This window comes from Veillonellaceae bacterium (assembly GCA_012523975.1).
Classification (GTDB): domain Bacteria; phylum Bacillota; class Negativicutes; order JAAYSF01; family JAAYSF01; genus JAAYSF01.
The window spans coordinates 1-2724 of the sequence record JAAYSF010000069.1 but is presented as its reverse complement, the minus strand read 5'-3'; the positions used below and the strand labels follow the sequence as shown (position 1 = coordinate 2724).

Genomic DNA, 2724 nt, shown 5'->3' with positions numbered 1-2724 from the left:
GGGAAGGTTTGGGGGAGCGATGATCCAGAGCCAGGAGAACTGCCTATCTAACAATCACCGTTTTATTTACCCACGCGCGATGGGGAGGGGATTTATTCATTGGAGTAATCTATCCTTCCCGGCTATTCTTATGCCGGGATTTTTATTTGCTATGTGTTCCTTTGATTATAAACCTCGCTGTGTGCGTACAGCGAGGTTTAATTTTTTGGGCTTCATTATTTCTTTGTTTTTGCCAGTTTTTTCAGAAAAGGCCGAAGAAGACCGGGAACGGCGGGGTGTATAAGAAAGCTTTATGGTAGACGACAGGCTACTACACTATGATAAAAAAATGGAGGATGACGAATGAAAAACAAATTGGCGAAAATGATCTGCAGCACGTTGGCGGTAGGGTTTCTGGGCATGCCAAGCGTACAGGCGGCGGGAGAAATGATGGAATATAGTCTAGGTGAGGTCATTGTAACCGCTCAGCGCTATGAAAAGCACGATATAGATGTGGCGGCTTCGACCGAGATTTTAACTGAAGCCGACTTACGGAACACCGGCGCCAGCAATTTGTATGATGCATTGCGGTTTTCGACCGGCTTGGAAATGCAACAGTATGGTACGGCGGGATCTTCCATGGGAAATATGACCAGTAAAATTGCCATTAGAGGCAACAATGGTGGCACGTTGGTACTGGTAAACGGGATGCCGCTGAATATTCGCGGTACCTATGATTTAAATGACATACAGGTTGACGACATCGAACGGGTAGAAATTGTTCGCGGTGGCGGATCAGTTTTATATGGCAGTGAAGCGACCGGCGGGGTCATCAATATCATTACCAAGAAGAAGCGCAGTAATTATTTTAAGACCGGATGGGGCAACTACGGTCAGCAAGAGCATACTTTGAGTCTGCAAGCTGATAAGAAGCTAGGCATTGGCTATCAATATTCGGAATGGGGCAAGCGGAATAATGTAGACTCAGAAGGAAGAAAATGGATTGGACCGGAGAACAATAATCTGAGTATCACCTATGCATTTAATGACAAATTAGACTTTTCTTATAATCGGATTGAGTCACAATATCATTATGTTACCATTAAAGACTCCGGAAAAGCCAAAGCTTCCGATACTAAACAAGATGTTGAGCGAAATAATGCGCAGTTGTCTTATCATGAAGATGATTTTAAAGCAACCTTATATTATGTAGACAGGTCACGGGAAAGAGATGCAATAGAAACCATAGCTAAGATACGTTCAATAGATGAAGAAAAGAACAAAAATTACGGTCTTGATATGCAGAAAGCTTGGGATATTACCGCTGGAAAAGTATTATTTGGCGGAACATTCAAGCGGGAAGAATACATACCAGATACAAAAGGAACAATTGTTGAGCGAGAAAACCAAGCGCGCAATAACTTTTCAGCCTATACTCAGTATGAGAAACAGGTTAGCGCTCTGAACACATGGATTCTTAGTGCGCGTGAATCTTGGACAACTGGAGCACCAAATGCGCATAACAACACAAACTTCAGTGGTCAAGCGCAGTTTGTCCATAAAATGACTGAAAACGAAAATCTGTATGCCAGTGTGGGAGAATCCTATAAGATGCCAGATCTGCACCAGATATGGAAATCCGGCGTGAAACAATTGGAACCTCAGACCGGTAGGCACTATGAATTGGGATGGAAGAAAAATTCCGGTATTCATAACTGGCGGGTAGCTCTATTTAATTACAATATTGATGATAATATCAGTGCTACGTTTAATAGCAAGAAGAATGATTTTGAATACAAAAATGAAAATTTAAAAAATACCGGCATTGAATTGGAATGTACAATTAAACCCAGCCAAAATCCTTTTAGTTATCGCTATGCGGTCAGTTATGGGAATCCGAAAACAGAAAATATCGATGCCGCGGGCGTTTCCACAGGCTGGCAGCCTAATTTTTCCCGATGGGAAGTTAAAGGCGGCATAACCTATCAGCAGGATAAATGGCAGGCCGCTATGAATGCTTCGTATATGGCTGATAGAGTTTTAAGCGGCATAGATAAGAAACCATATTTGCTGACAAATTTAAATGTAAATTATGCAATGGCAAAAGATCGGAGCCTTTTCCTGACGATTAATAATTTGCTTGACCGGGAGGATGTTTCCTACGCTTCAACTTCTGCTGACTACTACTTTGCGCCAATCAATTATATGATAGGATATAAAATGACATTTTAAGTTTATTGGAACTAAAAGAGGGTGTCGCAAAATTCATTAAAAAAAATAATTTATGGCACCCTTTTTATAGTTGGAAGGCAAAAACAGAGGAAGCTGGTTGTAGCCATGTCGGTACCTTCCTTTCTTATCGGGACACAGCCGCATAACTATAGAGGTTGTCTTTAAAAATTAAGTTGTGGTAAACTGTAGCTTAAAAAATGCAAATACTATTGCTATTATATAAAATAGTTGGTATCATAATAGTTAATTGCAACATAATACCAGTATATGACAATTAAATAGTTTTGAGATAGGTGCCCTACGGGGCTTAATAGGGAAGTCCGGTTTAACGCCGGCGCGGTCCCGCCACTGTAATGAGGAGCAAACCCATGTTATGCCACTGGGATGAAAGTCTTGGGAAGGTTTGGGGGAGCGATGATCCAGAGCCAGGAGAACTGCCTATCTAACAATCACCGTTTTATTTACCCACGCGCGATGGGGAGGGGATTTATTCATTGGAGTAATCTATCCTTC

General features: G+C 41.7%; 1 protein-coding gene and 1 riboswitch. The gene reads left to right on the top strand.

What is annotated here, in order from left to right; all coding sequences use genetic code 11:
* Positions 1-342 precede the first annotated feature (342 nt).
* Positions 343-2211 (top strand): TonB-dependent receptor, encoded by a 1869-nt coding sequence (locus tag GX348_09175; protein ID NLP42350.1) that lies wholly within the window; start codon positions 343-345, stop codon positions 2209-2211.
* Positions 2212-2485: 274 nt separating this feature from the next.
* Positions 2486-2668, top strand: a riboswitch (cobalamin riboswitch).
* Positions 2669-2724 lie beyond the last annotated feature (56 nt).